General features: G+C 68.5%; 13 protein-coding genes. 4 read left to right on the top strand and 9 right to left on the bottom strand.

The window, feature by feature from the left end:
- The first annotated feature begins 313 nt into the window (after positions 1–313).
- On the top strand, positions 314–997 hold the full coding sequence (locus tag Aco04nite_RS42500; RefSeq protein ID WP_213002831.1) for a hypothetical protein: 684 nt from the start codon (positions 314–316) through the stop codon (positions 995–997).
- Here Aco04nite_RS42500 and Aco04nite_RS42495 read toward each other — a convergent pair.
- On the bottom strand, positions 994–1,839 hold the full coding sequence (locus Aco04nite_RS42495; RefSeq protein WP_213002830.1) for an SDR family NAD(P)-dependent oxidoreductase: 846 nt from the start codon (positions 1,837–1,839) through the stop codon (positions 994–996). The genes Aco04nite_RS42500 and Aco04nite_RS42495 overlap by 4 nt on opposite strands.
- A gap of 76 nt (positions 1,840–1,915) precedes the next feature.
- Here Aco04nite_RS42495 and Aco04nite_RS42490 point away from each other — a divergent pair, with 76 nt between their 5' ends.
- Entirely contained in the window at positions 1,916–2,515 is a 600-nt protein-coding gene (locus Aco04nite_RS42490; protein ID WP_213002829.1) for a TetR family transcriptional regulator, read from the top strand.
- A gap of 7 nt (positions 2,516–2,522) precedes the next feature.
- Here the strand turns inward: Aco04nite_RS42490 and Aco04nite_RS42485 are convergent, their stop codons facing one another.
- From Aco04nite_RS42485 to Aco04nite_RS42475, 3 genes are read right to left on the bottom strand one after another with little or no spacing between them, the layout of a single operon-like run.
- Complete coding sequence (locus Aco04nite_RS42485) at positions 2,523–3,920, bottom strand: FAD-binding oxidoreductase (protein ID WP_213002828.1); 1,398 nt, start codon at positions 3,918–3,920, stop codon at positions 2,523–2,525.
- Complete coding sequence (locus tag Aco04nite_RS42480) at positions 3,917–4,717, bottom strand: alpha/beta fold hydrolase (RefSeq protein WP_213002827.1); 801 nt, start codon at positions 4,715–4,717, stop codon at positions 3,917–3,919. Before Aco04nite_RS42480 ends, Aco04nite_RS42485 begins: the two co-directional genes overlap by 4 nt.
- A 27-nt stretch (positions 4,718–4,744) precedes the next feature.
- Positions 4,745–6,544, bottom strand: coding sequence for a LamG-like jellyroll fold domain-containing protein (locus Aco04nite_RS42475; RefSeq protein WP_213002826.1), 1,800 nt, complete (start codon positions 6,542–6,544; stop codon positions 4,745–4,747).
- A 144-nt stretch (positions 6,545–6,688) separates the two neighbouring features.
- On the opposite strand from Aco04nite_RS42475, the gene Aco04nite_RS42470 reads away from it, so the two are divergent.
- Positions 6,689–7,807 (top strand): glycosyltransferase family 4 protein, encoded by a 1,119-nt coding sequence (locus Aco04nite_RS42470; RefSeq protein ID WP_213002825.1) that lies wholly within the window; start codon positions 6,689–6,691, stop codon positions 7,805–7,807.
- Positions 7,804–8,946 carry a glycosyltransferase gene (locus tag Aco04nite_RS42465; RefSeq protein WP_213002824.1) on the top strand — a complete coding sequence of 381 codons (1,143 nt, stop codon included), beginning with the start codon at positions 7,804–7,806 and terminating at the stop codon, positions 8,944–8,946. The genes Aco04nite_RS42470 and Aco04nite_RS42465 overlap by 4 nt, the downstream gene beginning before the upstream one ends.
- Positions 8,947–9,024: 78 nt before the next feature.
- Here Aco04nite_RS42465 and Aco04nite_RS42460 read toward each other — a convergent pair whose 3' ends face one another.
- The 5 genes from Aco04nite_RS42460 to Aco04nite_RS42440 all read right to left on the bottom strand — a co-directional run bounded on the left by Aco04nite_RS42460 (position 9,025) and on the right by Aco04nite_RS42440 (position 14,740).
- Entirely contained in the window at positions 9,025–9,315 is a 291-nt protein-coding gene (locus tag Aco04nite_RS42460; protein WP_213002823.1) for a TM2 domain-containing protein, read from the bottom strand.
- Between the two features lie 372 nt (positions 9,316–9,687).
- Entirely contained in the window at positions 9,688–11,097 is a 1,410-nt protein-coding gene (sthA, locus tag Aco04nite_RS42455) for a Si-specific NAD(P)(+) transhydrogenase (RefSeq protein WP_213002822.1), read from the bottom strand.
- A gap of 33 nt (positions 11,098–11,130) precedes the next feature.
- Complete coding sequence (locus Aco04nite_RS42450) at positions 11,131–11,658, bottom strand: hypothetical protein (RefSeq protein WP_213002821.1); 528 nt, start codon at positions 11,656–11,658, stop codon at positions 11,131–11,133.
- Positions 11,659–11,804: 146 nt separating this feature from the next.
- Complete coding sequence (locus tag Aco04nite_RS42445) at positions 11,805–13,982, bottom strand: FtsX-like permease family protein (protein WP_213002820.1); 2,178 nt, start codon at positions 13,980–13,982, stop codon at positions 11,805–11,807.
- Between the two features lie 5 nt (positions 13,983–13,987).
- Positions 13,988–14,740: an ABC transporter ATP-binding protein gene (locus tag Aco04nite_RS42440; RefSeq protein ID WP_213002819.1), complete on the bottom strand. Its 753-nt coding sequence runs from the start codon at positions 14,738–14,740 to the stop codon at positions 13,988–13,990.
- Positions 14,741–14,881 lie beyond the last annotated feature (141 nt).

Below are 14,881 nucleotides of genomic sequence, written 5' to 3'. Positions count from 1 at the left end.
CGCCGGACTCAACGTGATGAATGGCCTGCCCTTCGGGGCAGGCCATTCTGCGTTCCTACGTGGTAGTGCAGGCCGGACCCGGCGTATCGGGGCCGGCCTTTTTTGCGTCTGGTGCCCAGGCCGGCGTGGGGGCTGTGTAGCGGTTCGGGGCATCGGGTAATAGGTGGGCATGATTGTCCGGGTGCTCAGGGTCGGCTCGGTGGCTGCTGTGCTGGCGGTTGCGGGGTGTTCTGCGGTGGATGACGGGGGGCGGGACTGGAATCCTGATCATCAGCCGGGATATGCGGCGCCTGGGCGTGAGGGTGCTACGCCGGTGCCGACCTGGCCGGGGAGTGGGTCGGGGCTGGGGTTGCCCGGGGTGGGGCAGGGGGAGCCGAGCGAGCCGGATCATGAGGTTCGGGGTGGCTCCGGGCATGCGGCTTCGCCTGCTGTGTTCCAGCTGATCAACGGGTCCGATGTGGTGCGGGTGAGCGTCGGTGACCTCGGTGGGGATCTGTTCAGCGTTTCTACGCCGGCCGAGTCCCGGGTTGTTCCGGCGGTTTCTGTTGATGGGAACACCGTGGTGGCAGGGCTGCGGGACAGTGGGGTTGGTGGGCCGGCGATCGTGAACGTCGTGCTGGCCACGGATGTTCGGTGGCAGGTGCGGTTGTCGGGTGGGGCCAGTGACGAGGCTGTTGACCTGACCGGCGGTGCTGGGGGCGATGTTGAGCTCACGGCGGGGACGAGCCGGGCGGAGGTGTTCCTGCCCGCGGCTTCAGGGACTCAGAGCGTGACGATGAGCGGGGGCGCCGGGCGGCTGCTCGTGCATCTCGGTGGGAGCGCGCCGGTGCGGGTTGCTGCTCGTAATGGGGCGGCTGACGTGACGATTGACGGGCAGACGCGGAACGGCGTACCCGGAGGATCGGTGTTCACCCCGGTCGGGTGGGACACGGCGAAGGACCGGTTCGATGTTGACGCCACCGCGGGTGTTTCCGATCTTTCCGTGGGGCGGAGTTAGGGCTTCAGGCGGTCGCCGAGGACTTCTTCCGAGCGGTCCCACAGGCCGCGGGCGAGGTCGGCGTCGAATGCCTGCTTGTTGGCCGGCTTGGCGACCTTGCTCTTGTAGTAGTATGCGCCGGACTGCCAGTCGTGTCCCGGCGTCCCCTCGGAGAGCCACACGATCTGTTCGGCGCCCTGGTCAGGGGTGCGGAGCAGGATGCGGCGGCCGATCGGGTTGCTGCCGATCGCCACGACGAGGCGGATGATCGGGTTCGTGGTGTCCGAGCCGAAGTTCGTGGCGACATTGCCCGGGTAGAACGACGCAGCCGAGAGGCCCAGGGCGTGGTAGCGGCGGTGGAGTTCGGTGGTGAAGAGGATGTTCTCCAGCTTCGCCGCTCCGTACGCGCGGGATGCTTCGAAGTTCTTGTCGTTGTCGAGATCGTCCAGGTCGATCGTGCCGGAGAAGCGGACGGTGCTCGAGGTCTGCAGCACCGATGCGCGCGATGCGATGAGCGTGTCGAGGAGCAGGCGGGTCAGCAGGAACGGCGCGAGGTGGTTGATCTGGAACGTCATCTCGAAGCCGTCGACGGTTTTCGGTTTGCCACCGAAGACGCCGCCCGCGTTGTTGGCCAGCACGTCGATGCGGGGATAGGCGGATTTGAGCTCTGCTGCCAGCCGGGTGACGTCGTCCAGGCGGGTGAAGTCCGCGACGTAGCTGTCGACGCCGAGCTCCGCAGCGACCGCGCGGGTCTTTTCGGGCGAGCGGCCGACGACCACGACGGTGTGGCCGTCCCGATGGAGTCTGCGCGCTGCGGCCGCACCGATGCCGTCGCTCGCGCCGGTGATGACGATGACCTTCATGGCGTACTCCTCGAATCGGCACTGAGTCTCTTTCGTGAGACACGGTACCACTTTAGGGTTGTAGTACCGTGAGGTCATGACCATGAACCGCAGCGGGGGTGGTGCGCGGGCCCGGGCGCGTCAGGCGATGCAGGCCCAGGTAGCCGAGATCGTCATGGATCTGGTGCTCGAGCGGGGCTACGAGGAGACGACGGTGGAGGACATCTGCGCGGCCGCCGAGATCTCGCGCAGCACGTTCTTCCGCTACTTCCCGTCGAAGGAGGCCGCTCTGTTCGGGGCGTCGGCCGATGCCGGGGAGCGGCTGCTCGAGGCGCTCGTTGGCCGGCCCGAGGGGGAGACGGCGTGGGTGGCGATGCGGCGCGCGCTCGATCCGCTCATCGAGCAGTACGCCGCGCATGACGAGCGGGTACGGCGTCTTACCCGGCTCGTCGTGACGACGCCGGTGCTGGCCGCCAGTCATCGGGAGAAGAACGGGCGGTGGCAGGAGTTGCTGCGGCCCGAGATCGCGCGACGGCTCGGGAGTGACCCGGAGGACGCCTCAGATCCCGCCGCCGGTGCCGTGATCGCTGCCGCGCTGGGTTGTGTCGAGGCGACGCTGATCGCGTGGACGTCGAGCGATCACGAGCAGGAGCTCGGCAAGATCCTCGATCGGGCGATGGGGGCTGTCGGCACCTGAAGCACGGTCAGGCGGCGGGGTCGCCGAGGACCTTGCCGGGGTTGAAGAGGTTCAGGGGGTCGAGGGTCTGCTTGAGCGCCTGCTGCATGGCGATGACGCCGGGCTCCTGCTCCTGGCGCAGGCCGGCGCGTTTGAGCAGGCCGACGCCGTGTTCGCCGGTGACGGTGCCACCCATGTCGATCGCGGCGGTCAGCATCTCCTCGAATGCTGCCTGGGCCGCGGTGCGGGCGGCGTCGTCACCTGCGGGCGTACGGATCAAGGGGTGCAGGTTGCCGTCACCCGCGTGAGCGATGGTCGCGATGGCGACCTGATGGCGGGTGGCGATGTCCTCGATGGCGGCGAGCATCCGGGGCACGGCGGAGCGGGGCACGCAGATGTCCTCGGTGAGGACCGGGCCGAGTCGTTCGAGGGCGGGATAGGCGAGGCGGCGGGCAGAGAACAGGGCCTCCGCCTCGAACTCGTCGGTGGACTGCTCCGCCCATTCGGCTCCGGCGTCGCGGAAGCACTGGGCGAGCGCGGCTGCCTCGTCGTCGCCTGCTTTGCCGGGAGTGTCGATCTGAGCGAGCAGCAGCGCCTCCGCGGTCGCTGACAGGCCGAGATGTTTCCACTCCTCGACCGCCTGGAGACAGGCCCTGTCGAGCAGTTCCAGCGCGGTGGGCAGCAGACCCAGGCGGGTGGTCGCTGCCACCGCGTTGCCGGCGGCCACGATGCTGCCGAAGGCGCCGACCACCGTACGCGGGGACTCCGCCCGAGCCGGACGCAGCCGCAGCGTGATCTCGGTCAGGACGCCGAGGGTGCCTTCCGAGCCGACGAACAGCCCGACCATGTCGTAGCCGGCGACGCCCTTGGTGGTCCGGTGACCGAGCCGGACCGCGGTGCCGTACGCGCCGGCCGGGCCACCGACCACGGCTTCGAGGCCGAGGACGTAGTCGCGGGTCACGCCGTACTTGAGGCAGCAGAGACCACCGGCGTTGGTCGACGCATTGCCGCCGATCGTCGACCAGGGGGCGCTCGCCGGGTCGGGCGGATACCAGAGGCCGTGCTCGGCGACCGCGGCCTTGAGGTCGTTGTTGACGACGCCCGGCTGCACGACGGCGATCATGTTGTCGGGGTCGATCTCGAGGATCCGGTTCATCTTCGACAGGTCCAGGATCAGGCAGCCGTCAACCGCGTTCGCGCCGCCGGAGAGCCCGGTGCCCGCGCCACGGGTGACCACGGGGATGCCACGGGTCGCGCACTCGGCGACGACCGCTTGGACCTCTGCCGTGCTGCGGGGGCGGACCGCTGAGAGGGCGTTGCCCACCGGCGCCCACTCGGCGTCGTCGTGGCTGAGCGAGTCGAGCACGTCGGTGTCGGTGACGAAGTCCAGGTCGGGCAGGGCCGCGGCGAGCGGATTGGTTGTCACAGCGCGCTCGCGAACGTACTGATGGCCTGACTGACCTCGTCGGCCTGGTCGATGTTCATGGCGTGGCCGCAGTCCTCGAGGATCAGGGCCTCGGCCAGGTCGTTGAGGGCGGCGGCGTCCGTGGCGTGGGCCCAGGGCCAGAGCTGGCTGTCGTGGCCGGCGAGGAACAACGACGGCACCGAGATGCGGGCGATCACGTCGCGCCAGTCCTGGTTGGCGTGATCCTGCAGCAACGCCGCCATCGGCCGCCAGTCGGCGTTCTTGGGTGGGCGGCCCAGCGCCTCGACGAGCCGGGGCAGTCGCTCAGCGGTCGTCTCGAAGGACAGGCCCTTACCGGTGAGGGGTACGCCGTCGGCGAAGAACGTGCCGGCATTGTCCGCGGTCAGCCCGTAGAAGCCGTGCTCCCACCCGGCCTCGTTGATCAGGCGCGGGGTCTGGTCGACGGTGACGATGCCGGCGAGCCGGTCGGGGCCGTAGAGGTCGTAGTAGGCCCAGATCGTGCTGGCGCCCATCGAGCCGCCGACGAGCACGACGCGCCGCAGGTCGAGGGCGTGGAGGAAGTCGTGCAGGTCCTTGCCGTGCCGGGACAATCGCCAGCCCCACGCGGGGGTCTCGGAGTCGCCGTGCCCGCGCCGGTCGAGCGCCAGCACGCGGTAGCCGTCCTTGACCAGGGCCAGGCGCTGCAACTCCCAGCTGTCGACGGAGGCGGTGAACCCGGGGATCAGCACGATCACCGGGCCACCGCCCTCGTCGGTGTAGTGCAGGGTCACTCCGTCGTTGGTGGCGATCGTCGACATACCCCTGACACTACGACTTCCGATTCGTCAGCCGATCAGGAACTGTCCGGGGGTCAATGCCCGCTTTGTGATGCGTACGTCGCCCATCCAGCCGTAGAAGCCCTGGCCGTAGCCGAGGTTGTACGAGGTGGCGCCGAGCACGAACGGCAGGCCGAGGGTGGCGATGCCGTGGGACGGCTGGGCGGGGTTGCGGGCGATCTTCGAGCCGTCCACGTAGACGATCGTGCGGCTGCCGTTGTTGACCACCGCGACGTGCATCCAGCGGCCGGTGGGCAGGGCGTGGCTCCACGAGGTCGGGCTGGCGTCCTCGACCGACGGGTAGACGACGTACTGCAGGAAGCGCTCCGACGACAGGTTGAGGCTGCACGTCGGCTCGTTCGGGTCGTAGCCGTTGGTCTTGCCGGCGTCACCCATCCGGCCTTCCCAGCTGAAGATCCCCATCCAGGCGTGGTCGCCCTCGAACGGCTCGGGGAGCTTCAGGAACACCTCGATCGTGTAGCCGCCGAGGAACTTCATGCTGTTCAGGGGGGCGGCTTCGGACGTACGCAGAATTGCTCCGTGGTCCGGGCTCTTCCCGCCGTCGAAGCGGAGACTGGCGTGGGCGGGCTGCGCGTCGTGGTGTTCCGCCGAGACCGCGAGCACGTCCTGACCACTGTTCGCGAGTCGGCGTACATAGAGGTCGTTGTTGTGACCGCTCAGGTCCCGCACCTTGGAGCCGTCGGTGACCGCCTGGCCGGAGCCGTCGAACCGCCAGTAGGCGACCGTGTCACGACTGACCACCGCCGAGGCCGGACGGGCCGGGGGCAGCACCGGCGGTGCGAAACCGGCGAACCGCTCGTCGAAGTCGATCGCCAGGCTGAACCGGTCGGTGGGGCCGGTGAGCTCGAGGGTTTCCTTCTCCAGCGGGGTACGCGTGTCGTCGCGCTTGCTCAGGAACCACGGCGAGAACGTCTCGACGTCGATCACGTTGCGCGCGAGGTCGAAGTTGTAGAGCCGGATCATCGCGGCGCCGCCGTAGTAGCGGTCCTGGTAGTTCGTGATGTGCACGTGGACGTCGTGGCCGGCGTCGTTCTTGAGCACCGTGCGCCCGGGCGGCCAGTAGTGGCCGTTGAGGGTGAGGAAGATCTGGTCGTGGCTCTTGATGAGCTTGTCCCAGAGCCGCTGGCCGTTGCCGGAGAGCGAGGCGTTGCCCGCGTCGTCGGAGTAGGCCAGGTCGTGGGTGGTCACAATCGCGGGGAGCTTCGGGTACTTCTTGAGGACACCGTCGGCCCAGGCCAGCCCGGCGTCGGAGATGCGCCAGTCGAGGGCCAGGATGAGCCACTTACGGTTGCCGGCTTCGAGCACGTGCGCGCTGTTGTAACCGTCGGCCGAAGAGCCCGCATAGGTGGGCATCCTGGCGAAACGGGACGGACCGAAAGCCTTCAGGTACGCCGTGGAGCCCCGCTGGTCATCGGTGCTGCCATTCACGTCGTGGTTGCCGGCGAGCACGCTGTACGGAAGCTTGCCGTCGATGCGCCGGAACGTCTCGCTGGCCAGCTTGATCTCGGCGTCGGTGCCGTGCTCGGTGACGTCGCCGAGGTGCGTCATGAAAGCGACGTCGCGTTCCTCGGTCAGATAGCGGAACGTCTCGCGCAGGGGTGCCGGGTCGGCGCTGTCCGCGTCGAAGAGGTACTGCGTGTCGGGCAGCACCGCGAGTGCGAAACGGCTGTCTTCTGTCTTGGCCTTTGCCTTGTCTTTGGCGGCCGCTTCGGTTGCCGGGAGGGCGGGCACAGCCGCGGCTACGAGGGGGGCGGCGACGGCCGCGCGAAGTAGGTTACGTCGATCCACGAAGATCACTTTTGCCTGGTCATGGGCAACACCGAGGAGACATCAGGCGAAGAGGGAGCGAACAGCGTTCTTGTCGCCGCGAGTTCCCTTTCCGGACACGAACTCGTTCTCTGCCGGGAGCGGACCGCCGATCATCCTCAGCCCATGCGAATCGCCCTGGTGACGGAGTCCTTCCTGCCGGACGTCAACGGGGTCGCCCATTCAGTGCTGAGGGCGGCCGAACACCTCGCGCAGCGTGGCCACGAACCGATGGTGGTCGCCCCGCGTGCCTCGACCGGACCTACGCCCGAGCTGCCCTGGCCGGTGGTGCGGATCCCCTCGCTGCCGATGCCCGGCTATCCCCAGATCCGGCTCGGGCTGCCGACACCCGCGCTGAGCTCCGCACTGCGTGCGCACGGCACCGAGGTCGTGCATCTCGCGAGCCCGTTCGTGCTCGGGGCGTGGGGCGCGGCCGCCGCCCGGTCGCTGAAGTTGCCGTCGGTCGCCGTCTATCAGACCGACGTCGCGGCGTACGCGCGTGCGTACAAGGTCGGCATGACGGAAGCCGCCGCGTGGGCGTGGATCCGGACCGTCCACAACTCGGCGTTCCGCACGCTGGCGCCCTCGACGGAGTCTGTCGCCGCGCTCGACACGCACGGCGTGCGGCGGGTGCATCTGTGGCGACGCGGCGTCGACGACGTGCGGTTCCATCCACGCAAGCGCAATGCCGGGATCCGGCGCGCGCTGGCACCTAACGGCGAGACGTTGGTCGGGTTCGTGGGGCGGCTCGCCGTGGAGAAGCAGGTCGAGTTGCTGGCGGAGACTTCGCGCATTCCGGGCGTACGGCTGGTGGTGGTGGGTGATGGTCCCCATGCCGCTACGTTGCGCCGGGTTTTGCCGAAGGCTGTGTTTTTGGGGGCGCGGCACGGGGAGCAGTTGGCTCGGATCTACGCGAGCCTGGATGTGTTTGCGCACACCGGGCCGTATGAGACGTTCGGGCAGGCGATTCAGGAGGCCATGGCGAGTGGGTTGCCGGTGGTGGCGCCGGCTGCGGGTGGGCCGCTTGATCTCGTGCAGGAGGGGCGGACCGGGCATCTTGTGCCGGCGTTCCGGGCTGCGGGCTTCACGGACGCGGTCGCAGGGCTGGTCGCGGATCCGGAACGCCGGGCGCTCTTCGGTGCTGCCGGGCGGGTTGCCATCGAGGGGCGCACCTGGGCTGCTGTCGGTGATGAGTTGATCGGCCATTACGAGGCTGCGATGACGAGGAATCTGGTGGCCGCATGAGGATTGTCAGGCTGGCGAACTTCATTACCGAGCGGTCCGGGGGGTTGCGGACGGCGTTGCGGGAGTTGGGGATCGGGTATCAGCGGGCCGGGCACGAGGCTGTGCTTGTCCATCCGGGGGCGCGGTACGGCGAGGTGGAGACCGAGCAGGGGCTGGTGATCACGCTGCCCGGGCCGGAGGTGCCGCGGATGGGTGGGTATCGGGTGCTGCTTGATCGGGCCCGGGTTGCCGACACGCTGCGGGGGCTGCGGCCGGATCATCTCGAGGTGTCCGATCGGAGCACGTTGCGGTGGGTCGGGCGGTGGGCGCGGGAGTGCGGGGTGCCGTCCATGATGGTGTCGCACGAGAGCCTGGACGGGTTGCTGCGGATCTTCGGCGGTGGGCGGTCGCGGTGGGTTGCTGATCGGCTCAATGCGCGTAGTGCTGCGTCGTTCGATCGGATTGTGGCTACCACGGGGTGGGCTGCTGCGGAGTTCGAGCGGGTCGGGGTTCGCGACGTGGTGCGCGTACCCCTCGGAGTAGATCTTGAAGTGTTCTCGCCGGGACGGCACGATCCGGCGCTGCGGCAGCGGTGGGCCGGGCCCGGGGACGTTCTGCTCGTGCATTGCGGGAGGTTGTCAGCGGAGAAACGTCCGCAGTTGTCGATTCAGACGTTGGCTGCTTTGCGGGCAAAGGGGGTTCCGGCTGTAATGGTGGTGGCCGGGGGTGGGCCTTTGCGGTCCGTTTTACAGGCTGAGGCGGCCTCGCTGGGGCTGCCGGTGCGGTTCCTCGGGCATTTGCGTGATCGGGATGAGCTTGCCGATCTGCTTGCCACGGCTGACGTCGCTGTTGCGCCGGGGCCGATCGAGACGTTCGGGCTGGGTGCGTTGGAAGCTCTGGCCAGTGGTACGCCCGCGGTGGTCAATTCTGCGAGTGCGCTTCCCGAAGTGATCGGGGATGCGGGGTTGGCCGCTGGTGATGGGCGGGGAATGGCTCGGGCTGTTCAGGCGCTGCTTGAACGTCCATTGCGGCGAGAGGTGGCCCGGGCCCGCGCGGAACAGTTTCCGTGGTCGGCCTCCGTCGAGGGATTCCTCGACGCCATGCGTTCTGGCGGGCCCTCGGCGACGGCGGCTACCGGTGGCGCGGCGGTCAGGGCATAGCGGCTGGCGGGCCTCATCGCCCACGCCAGGGGGCTGGGCGAGCTTCGACTCGCCCAGCCTCTGTTTTGCGGGTCAGGACTACAGGACCGGCAGACCCGCGCGACCGAAGATCTCAGCCTTCTTCCGGGCGTTGACCGCACGTACGGCGCCACCGATGAGGGCCACGTCGAGCAGTGCCCAGAATCCGAAGCCGCCGAGCGTCAGGAACATGGCCGCGCCGAGGCCGCCTTGGCCCAGGTAAAACCGGTGACCACCAAAAACGCCGAAGAAGAACCAGATGACGTAAGCCAGCCCGGCCGATTTCTTTACGTCGTCGTAGGCGGACTGCGCCTGCATCTGCATCATCATCTGGTTGACCGGCGCGATCATCTGGTCGGTGGCTGCAGGCTGCGTCATCGGTTTCTTTTCCCCTTCGGTTGGTGTGGCTCAGCGCACACATCATCGGAAGGCTGGGCGAGGAGTTGAGGAATGGCGTCGCCATCGCGCAAGGTCTGTTAGATCGACGGCAGATCCAGGGTCTCCCGCTTGCGGTAGGAGGTGCTGCCGCCGCGGGTGACAACCTCGAAGAGGCCCAGGCGGGTGATGCGCCGCCGGCTCACTACGAGGAGATTCCCTACGCGACCAGCCCGTACCCCGTTGCCTGCTGCGCCACCTCGTCCTGGTTCGCCGGGACCAGCAACGGTGGAGCGTCCACGGTGACATCCGCGAGCGGCGCGTTGACCGGGTCGATCCGAGTGAACGCTAGCCGTCGATGCGGGTGATGTTTCGGATTTTGTTGGAGGCGTCCAGGGCGGCGACCTTGTAGGCCTCCGACAGGGTGGGGTAGTTGAAGACGGCGTCGACCAGGTAGTCGACTGTGCCGCCGCAGCCCATGACGGCCTGGCCGATGTGGACGATCTCGGTTGCTCCGGTGCCGAAGACGTGGACGCCGAGGAGTTTGCCGTCTTCGGGGGAGACGAGGAGTTTGAGCATGCCGTAGGAGTCGCCGACGATCTGGCCTCGGGCTAGTTCCCGGTAGCGGGCTATGCCTACCTCGAAGGGGGTGGCGTTCTCGGTCAGGTCGTCCTCGGTGGCGCCGACGTAGCTGATTTCGGGGATCGTGTAGATGCCGATCGGTTGCAGGGCGCCCATGGTGCGGGTGGGTTCGCCGCAGGCGTGGTGGGCGGCCAGGCGGCCCTGTTCCATGGAGGTGGAGGCGAGGGCGGGGAAGCCGATGACGTCGCCTACCGCGTAGATGTTTTCTACTGATGTGCGGTAGTTGCTGTCGACTTCGATGCGGCCCCGGCGGTCGGCGGTGAGGCCGGCTGCTTCCAGGGCGAGGTCGTCGGTCTGGCCCTGGCGGCCGGCGGAATACATGACCGTGTCGGCGACGATCTTCTTGCCGCTCTTGAGGATGCAGAGGGCGGCGGTCTGGTGACGTTCGACGGCGGCGACCTCCTCGCCGAAGCGGAACGTCACCGAGAGGTCCCGTAGGTGGTATTTGAGGGACTCGATGATCTCTTCGTCGCAGAAGTCGAGCATTTTCTCGCGGCGTTCGACCACGGTGACCTTGGTGCCGAGGGCGGCGAACATGGAGGCGTACTCCATGCCGATGACGCCGGCGCCGACCACGACCATGCTGCGGGGGACGGCTTCGAGGTTGATGACGCCGTCGGAGTCGACGATGGTGCGGTCGTCGAAGTCGACGCTGTCCGGGCGGGCGGGGCGGGTGCCCGCGGCGATGATGAACTTGTCGGCGGTGATCTTGGTGTCCCGGCCGCTGCCGTCGCCGCCGTCGACCCAGATCGAGTGGGCGTCGGCGAAGCGGCCGGTGCCGGTGATCATGACTACCCGGTTGCGGGCCAGCTGGTTGCGGATGACGTCGGTCTGGCGGCTGATCACGTGCTGGGTCCGCGCTGCCAGGTCGGAGACGGTGATCTCGTCCTTGACGCGGTAGCTGCTGCCGTACAGATCGCGTTGACTGAGGCCGGTCAGATAGAGCACGGCCTCCCGCAGGGTCTTGGAGGGCACCGTGCCCGTGTTGATGCAGACCCCGCCGATCGAGTCGCGCCGCTCGACGATCCCGACGCGCTTGCCCAGCTTCGCCGCAGCGATCGCGGCCTTCTGCCCGCTCGGGCCGGATCCCAGCACTACCAGGTCATAGTCATGCACAAGGCCCAGCGTGCAGGATCACCACCGCCCGCGCTATTGCGTGTTTTCGCACATGGCCGTGATCGGGATCTCCGAACCCGAGACGTGCCCGGGCGGCCACGGCGAACCGTAGAGCTCGGCGCACATCACGACGGTCATCCACGGCACCCACGGGCTGTGCAGCATGAGCGGCGGGTGGCCCTGGAAGTAGAGGTTCACCGACCAGTCGAGCGGGTTGGGCTGGACCATGACGAGGTCGCGGAAGAAGTACTCCGCCTCGTTGACGATCAGCCGCTCGCTGGTGATCGTCGCCGGCACCCGGCCGCGGGACTGCCAGCCGTTGCCGGTGCCGCTCCAGAGCAGGCCGTTGTCGGTGAAGACACCCTCGGAGAGGTACGTCAGCACGTCGACGAGGAAGGCTCCGTACTGCTTCTCCCCGGGGCTCAGCGGGACGGTCGGGGTTACCGGAGCGGGGTGCCCGCCGCGCTGCACGAAGCGGGCGAGCAGAGACATCGAACGCCATCCGGCGTCGGTCTGGTCCTGAGTGAACACCCTGGGTGCGGGTGTCGGAAAGCTTGTCACGACTTGAGCGTGGCACGGCCAAATGACCGATGAACAGCGATTTCGCTCGGCCGTGAGCTGAATTGTCCGTAGCGAGCAGGTGAGCTGACCGAACGACCCGTTCCGACCCCCCACGCTCCACAGGGGATCATGGGGGATCGTGCCGCTCATTCCTTGGTGCCGAGGTGCTCGAGCGGGGAGACCCGCAGGAGGCGGCCGATCGGCAGGATCGTGGCCACCAGAGCGAGCAGGGTCGCCCCGCCCAGCACGGTCACCCAGCCCAGCGGCGGAACGTACGGGACCGGGTCGCCGGTCAGCGAGTGGACCACCGCCGTGAGGGTCGCCCCCGCGATCGCCACGCCGACGACCAGGGCGACACCCAGCAGACCGGCCTGCTCGGCGTGGACCATGTTCCTGATCTGGCGCCGGGTGACACCGACCAGGCGCAGCAGGGACAGCTCGCGACGCCGGGCCAGGGCCGCCATGATCATGGTGTTGGCCGCAGCGAGCGCGGCGTAGCCGACCATGACGCCGATGAGCAGGCGGTTCAGCCAGGCACCGAGGGCAAGATCCTTGGCGACCTTCCCGTTCAGCCCGGCAGCGCTGACGATGCTGCTGCCGGGGTAGCGGGCCACAGCGGGAGCGAGGGAACTGCCGTCGTCCGTGCTGATCAGGAGCTGATCGTCGCGGCCGGTTCGGGTGTGGCCGGCGACGGTTTCGCGGTTCAGGGTCACGTCGCCGAAGCCCAGGCCGCGGTCGTAGATCGCTGCAACGCGTACGGTGATCGGGGTCCCGTCGCCCAGCCACAGCTTCACTTGGTCGCCGATCTTCCAGTGTTGCGTGTCGGCGCGCATCCGGGACACCGCGATCGAGGTGCTGGTCAGATCTTGCAGACTTCCCTCGCGTACGCCCAGATCAAGCGTTTCGGACGCGGACCGCGGGTCGATCGCCTGAGCCTCGACCTGCTCGGCGCCGTCGAAGACCTTCACGAGGACGGCGGTACGGCGGATCGCGGTCACCGCGCGTACCCCCGGAATGGCAGCGGTCTGCTCGGCAGCGGCCGGCGGCAGACCACCCGGCGCGACCATCGCGAAGTCGGCGAGCACGCCCTCGGCCCGATCATCGGCTGCGCCGCGCTCCAGGTTGTTCTGCAGGAACCAGACCGAGCCACCGAACCCGACCGACAGGACCAGCGCGGTCAGTACGGTGGCCATGCCCTTCGAATTCGCTCGTAGGTTCGCCGCTGCGAGATATCCGCTGGTCCCGAACGTGGCGCGCAGCACCGGGGTGAGCAGCCGGGCGGCGAAGGCGTTGATCCACGGCGCGAGCAGGGCGACAGCGAGCACGAACAGGTAGAGCATCCCGAGCGCACCGGTCAGCGCGGCCTCCCCGCTGCCGCTGACGGCGAACGTGCTGGCGGTCACGGCGCCGGCCAGGGTCAGCAACCCGAACACCAGGCGGACCTTGCCGCTGCGCGCAGGCTCGATGGAGACCTCGCCCAGCGCCTCAGCCGGGCGGATCGCGGTCACCCGGCGGGCGGCGATCAGGGCGGCGCAGACCGCGACGAGCACGGTCAGACCCGCAGCGGCCGCGGCGGCAACGACACCGTGCGACATCGGGAAGCTGCCGGGAAGGAAGCCCCGGGCGGCCAGTTCATCGTGCACCCAGCCGGTCGCGAACACCCCGGCGGGAATGCCGATCACCGACGCGACCACGCCCAGCAAGGCCGACTCCGCCACGATCATGCGCCGGACCTGACCAGGAGTGGCGGCGACAGCGCGAAGCAGCGCCAGGTCACGGCGGCGATGCCGCACGGAGAGCCCGACGGTGCCGGCGACCACGAAGATGATCAGCAGGACGACATAACCGCCGAACGAGCCACCGATCTGAATCAGCAGGCTGCGGGTCGCGGCACCCTCCGGCTGCTCCAACAGGCCACGATCATTTCCCGTGTACGCCTCGACTCCGGCCTCTTTCGCGAGACGCCGCACCGGCTCCACGATGCCCGAACCGGTCACCGCGATGGCGTCAGGATCCTCCTCGACCGCCGTCACCCCGGGAACCGCGCGGATCTTGCCCGCCAGGTCCGCGGGGAGCCGGCCGCCCTCGGGCAGCGGGAGTGTTTCCGACGTGGTCTCGCCGTCGAAGTCCTTGCTGGTGAACGTGATGCTCTGGTGGGCGACGACGACATCGGCGTGGGCGTACTTGTGGGGCTCGGGGTGGTAGCGGAGCCCGGATTCGACCAGGGTGCCCATGCTCATCAGGATCATGACACCGGCGGCGAGCGCGACCAGGGTGGCGATCACGCTACCCGCGCGCAGATTCTTCACGGCAAGCTTCAGCATCGGACTCAGGCCTCCTGCGCGACACGGGTACGCCGGCCGAGCGCCGCGAGCTGTTCGGCGATCCGCTCGGCACCGGGCTGCGGCATGTCCTGCCGGATCCGCCCGTCGGCCAGCACCACGACGCGGTCGGCGTACGAGGCGGCAACCGGATCGTGGGTCACCATCACCACGGTCTGCGCGTGATCGTCAACGACCGAGCGCAGCAGCGCCAGCACATCCGCCGCGGTCTGGGTGTCGAGAGCACCGGTCGGCTCATCACAGAAAATAACGTCAGGACGCGTGGCCAGCGCGCGGGCGATCGCCACCCGCTGCTGCTGACCGCCGGACAACGCCGCCGGGCGGTGCCGCAGCCGCTCACCCAGCCCCACCCGGTCGATGACCTCGGCCAGCCAGGCACGGTCGGGCTGCACCCCGGCCAGACGCAGCGGCAACAGGATGTTCTCCTCGACGGTCAGCGCGCCGATCAGGTTGAACGCCTGGAACACAAAGCCGATCCGGTCGCGGCGCAGCTTCGTCAACTTCGTCTCGGACAATTTGGACAGCTCGACGTCGCCCACCCAGACCTGGCCCTCGGTGGGGCGGTCCAGGCCGGCGGCGGCTTGGAGGAGGGTGCTCTTGCCGGAACCGGACGGGCCCATCACCGCGGTGAACGTGCCACGGTCGAAGGCGAGATCCACGCCGGCGAGCGCGGTGACCCGCTGGCCGCCGGTTTCGTAGATTCGGGTGAGGCGCTCTATGCGTACGGCTTCTGTTTTCACAGGTCAAACGCTATTGAGCGGATCGATTCCGAGCTATGCAGCCTGCGGGCGGAAGCTTGGTACAGCAGGCACTACCCCACCGTTCGGCGCTGATGTGGACGGCTGCGTGGGCGAGCGGAAAAGGGGATAAGCGGGCCGCGC

Source organism: Winogradskya consettensis (assembly GCF_018332715.1).
In the GTDB taxonomy this organism is placed as follows: Bacteria; Actinomycetota; Actinomycetes; order Mycobacteriales; family Micromonosporaceae; genus Actinoplanes; species Actinoplanes consettensis.
Note: the sequence above shows the minus strand (reverse complement) of the source record. Positions and strands in the feature narration are given on the sequence as shown.

Bases quoted from the DNA above. Each gene is read 5' to 3' on its own strand.
- Aco04nite_RS42495 (WP_213002830.1), bottom strand. From the start codon at position 1,839: ATGAAGGTCATCGTCATCACCGGCGCGAGCGACGGCATCGGTGCGGCC.
- Aco04nite_RS42490 (WP_213002829.1), top strand. From the start codon at position 1,916: ATGACCATGAACCGCAGCGGGGGTGGTGCGCGGGCCCGGGCGCGTCAG.
- Aco04nite_RS42480 (WP_213002827.1), bottom strand. From the start codon at position 4,717: ATGTCGACGATCGCCACCAACGACGGAGTGACCCTGCACTACACCGAC.
- Aco04nite_RS42470 (WP_213002825.1), top strand. From the start codon at position 6,689: ATGCGAATCGCCCTGGTGACGGAGTCCTTCCTGCCGGACGTCAACGGG.
- Aco04nite_RS42465 (WP_213002824.1), top strand. From the start codon at position 7,804: ATGAGGATTGTCAGGCTGGCGAACTTCATTACCGAGCGGTCCGGGGGG.
- Aco04nite_RS42460 (WP_213002823.1), bottom strand. From the start codon at position 9,315: ATGATCGCGCCGGTCAACCAGATGATGATGCAGATGCAGGCGCAGTCC.
- Aco04nite_RS42445 (WP_213002820.1), bottom strand. From the start codon at position 13,982: ATGCTGAAGCTTGCCGTGAAGAATCTGCGCGCGGGTAGCGTGATCGCC.